The organism is Agromyces sp. P1_H4 (assembly GCF_056405255.1).
The window spans coordinates 1-3,274 of the sequence record NZ_JBFUCL010000388.1; the positions used below are offsets into that span (position 1 = coordinate 1).

The following is a 3,274-nucleotide window of genomic DNA, read 5'->3' on the forward strand; positions in this document are numbered from 1 at the left end:
CCGTGCGCCTGGATCACCTCGGGGATGCCGGCGATCTCGGCCACCACGTCGGCGAGCTGCTTCTGGCGCACGTGCACCGACACGAACGCCTCGAGCGGGAAGCCGAGCGGGGCCGGGTCGATGCTGCGCTCGAACGAGAGGAACGCGCCGGATGCCTCGAGTCGCGACATCCGGGCCTGCACGGTGTTGCGCGACAGCGCGAGCCGGTCGGCGAGCGCGACGACGGTCGCCCGGGGGTCGGCAGCCAGTGCGATGAGCAGGGCACGGTCGACCGCGTCGTAGCCGTTCATATCGCCACACGATAGCACCCTAACTCGGGATGCAACTTGGCAACATGCTCAACGCGTCCGCGCATACTTGAGCTGAGTGCAAGATCGACGTACGCTCACGGTATCCGGCAGAGTCGCCGGGCGCGGGCCGCTCACGAGGCGGGCCCGCCGAACGCGAGGATCGACGATGACCCCATCCGACCGAGACGCCACCGGGCTCCTCACCAAGCCCGACCACTTCGTGCAGCTCATCACCCCCACCGGCGAGCGCCGTGCCGACGCCGAGCACGACCCCTGGGTCGCCGACGTCGACGCCGCCGCCCTCGGCCGCCTCTACCGGGACATGGCCATCGTGCGCCGGCTCGACGCCGAGGCGACGGCCCTGCAGCGCCAGGGCGAGCTGGGACTCTGGCCGCCGCTCGCCGGGCAGGAGGCCGCGCAGATCGGCTCGGCCCGCGCCCTGCGTGACGACGACTTCGTGTTCACGAGCTACCGCGAGCACGCCGTGGCCTGGTGCCGCGGCGTCGGACCGGCCGAGCTGCTCACCGTGTGGCGCGGCTCCGCCTCCTCCGGGTGGAACCCGTACGAGCACGGCATGGCCGTGCCCCAGATCATCATCGGTGCCCAGGCGCTGCACGCCACCGGCTGGGCGATGGGCGCGGCCTGGGAGGGCACGGATGCCGCGAGCGTCGCGTACTTCGGCGACGGCGCGACGAGCGAGGGCGACGTGAACGAGGCCCTCGTCTTCGCTGCGAGCTTCGACGCGCCGGTCGTGTTCTTCTGCCAGAACAACCAATGGGCGATCTCGGAGCCCGTGGGCCTGCAGTCCAAGCAGCCGCTCGCCCGTCGCGCCGACGGGTTCGGCATGCCGGGCATCCGCGTCGACGGCAACGACGTGCTCGCGGTGCTCGCCGCGACCCGCATCGCGCTCGACCGCGCCCGACGTGGCGGCGGCCCCACCTTCATCGAGGCCGTGACCTACCGGCTCGGCCCGCACACCACGGCCGATGACCCCAAGCGCTATCGCACCGACGACGAGCTCGCCGAATGGGGTGCTCGCGACCCGCTCACCCGGCTGCTCGCCCTCCTCGGCACCCTCGGCGTCGACACCGACGGCCTCCAGCGCGACATCGCCGACGAGGCCGGGCGCGCCGCCGCCGAACTCCGCGCCGCCGTCACGACGATCCCCGACCCCGAGCCGATGACGGTGTTCGACCACGTCTACGCGGAGCCCAACACGCACCTCGCGCGCCAGCGCGAGCACTACGCGCGCTACCTCGCCATGTTCGACGAGACGGATGCCGCGGCATCCGGAGCTGCAGGAGGCGCCCGATGACCACGCTCACCCTCGGGAAGGCCCTCAACGCCGGCCTCCGGCGCGCCCTCGCCGCCGACGACAAGGTCGTGCTCATGGGCGAGGACATCGGCACGCTCGGCGGGGTCTTCCGCATCACCGACGGACTGAAGGCGGAGTTCGGCGCGAATCGCGTGGTCGACACCCCGCTGTCGGAGGCGGGCATCATGGGCACCGCCGTGGGCCTGGCCTATCGCGGCTTCCGGCCGGTCGTCGAGATCCAGTTCGACGGGTTCATCTACCCGGGCTTCGACCAGATCGTCGCCCAGGTCGCGAAGCTGCACTACCGGTCGCGCGGCAACGTGCGGATGCCGATCACGATCCGGGTGCCGTTCGGCGGGGGCATCGGCGCGGCCGAGCACCACTCCGAGTCGCCCGAGGCGTACTTCGCGCACACGGCCGGCCTCCGCGTCGTGGCGTGCTCGAACCCCGCCGACGCGTACGTGATGATCCAGCAGGCCATCGCGAGCGACGACCCGGTGCTGTTCTTCGAGCCGAAGCGCCGCTATCACGTGAAGGGCGAGGTCGACGAGACGGCGAGCCTGGCCGACGCGAAGCCCATGGGGGTCGCCTCGGTCGTGGCATCCGGCACCGACGTCACGCTCGTGACGTACGGCGCGCTCGTGCAGACGGCCCGAGACGCCGCCATCGCCGCCGCCGAGGACGGCGTCTCGATCGAGGTCATCGACCTGCGCTCGCTCGCTCCCGTCGACTACGCGACCGTCGAGGCGTCGGTGCGTCGCACGGGCCGCCTCGTCATCACGCACGAGGCCGGACAGCAAGGGGGCGTCGGCGCCGAGCTCGCCGCGAGCGTCACCGAGCGCTGCTTCGAGTTCCTCGAGGCCGCACCCGTGCGCGTCACGGGCCACGACATCCCGTACCCGCCCGCGAAGCTCGAGCGGCACCACCTGCCCGACCTCGACCGCATCCTCGACGGGGTCGACCGCGTGCTCGGCCGCCCGAACTCGCTGAGCGGGGTGGAGGCGTGAGCGCCATGATCCGGGAGTTCCCGTTGCCCGACCTCGGCGAGGGCCTCACCGAGTCCGAGATCGTCGCCTGGCGCGTCGCCGTCGGCGACCGGGTCGAGCTGAACCAGATCATCGCCGACGTCGAGACGGCGAAGGCGGTCGTCGAGCTGCCGTCGCCCTACGCCGGCGTCATCACCGCGTTGCACGCGGCCGAGGGCGAGACCGTGAACGTCGGCGAGCCGCTGTTCTCCTGCGACACCGGCGACGGTGCGGCGACGGATGCCGCGGCCTCGAGCCCCGCGTCCGCGTCCGCCGAGGCCCCGGCCGCCGCCCGGACCGACGACGTCGCACCCGCTTCGGCGGAGCCCGAGCGCGACGCCGCACCCGGTCCGAACCTCGTGGGCTACGGCGCGCGTGACGAGGGCGGCCCGAAGCGTCGTGCCCGCCGCGCGAGCCTCGCCGCCGACTTGGTGCCCGAGCCGCCGGCATCGGGCGGCACCGTCACCGACCTCGACGCCGCRCCGGCGGCCGGGGGTCGAGAGCCCGCCACGACGACGCCGTCCCACCTGTCCACCGGCGCGCCCGAGCGCCCGCGGTCGACCCCGCCCGTTCGCAAGCTCGCACGGGACCTCGGCATCGACCTCGCCACCGTCAGCGGTACGGGGGAGCGCGGGCTCATCACC

Annotated in this window: 4 protein-coding genes; 3 read left to right on the plus strand and 1 reads right to left on the minus strand. The window is 73.0% G+C overall.

Annotated elements, in window-relative coordinates; all coding sequences use genetic code 11:
- The coding region (locus AC1DY2_RS17600; RefSeq protein WP_476763589.1) for an Lrp/AsnC family transcriptional regulator at nucleotides 1–290 on the minus strand (290 nt) is incomplete at its 3' end.
- Between the two features lie 166 nt (nucleotides 291–456).
- On the opposite strand from AC1DY2_RS17600, the gene pdhA reads away from it, so the two are divergent.
- The 3 genes from pdhA to AC1DY2_RS17615 all read left to right on the plus strand — a co-directional run.
- Nucleotides 457–1,605 carry a pyruvate dehydrogenase (acetyl-transferring) E1 component subunit alpha gene (pdhA, locus tag AC1DY2_RS17605; protein ID WP_476763590.1) on the plus strand — a complete coding sequence of 383 codons (1,149 nt, stop codon included), beginning with the start codon at nucleotides 457–459 and terminating at the stop codon, nucleotides 1,603–1,605.
- The gene (locus AC1DY2_RS17610; RefSeq protein WP_476763591.1) at nucleotides 1,602–2,612 is read left to right on the plus strand and encodes an alpha-ketoacid dehydrogenase subunit beta; all 1,011 of its coding nucleotides are present in this window, start codon (nucleotides 1,602–1,604) and stop codon (nucleotides 2,610–2,612) included. Before pdhA ends, AC1DY2_RS17610 begins: the two co-directional genes overlap by 4 nt.
- Before the next feature lie 5 nt (nucleotides 2,613–2,617).
- A partial coding sequence (locus AC1DY2_RS17615) for a biotin/lipoyl-containing protein (RefSeq protein WP_476763592.1) occupies nucleotides 2,618–3,274 on the plus strand: 657 nt, incomplete at its 3' end.

Coding starts and splice junctions, on each gene's coding strand:
- pdhA (WP_476763590.1), top strand. CDS start 457: ATGACCCCATCCGACCGAGACGCCACCGGGCTCCTCACCAAGCCCGAC.
- AC1DY2_RS17610 (WP_476763591.1), top strand. CDS start 1,602: ATGACCACGCTCACCCTCGGGAAGGCCCTCAACGCCGGCCTCCGGCGC.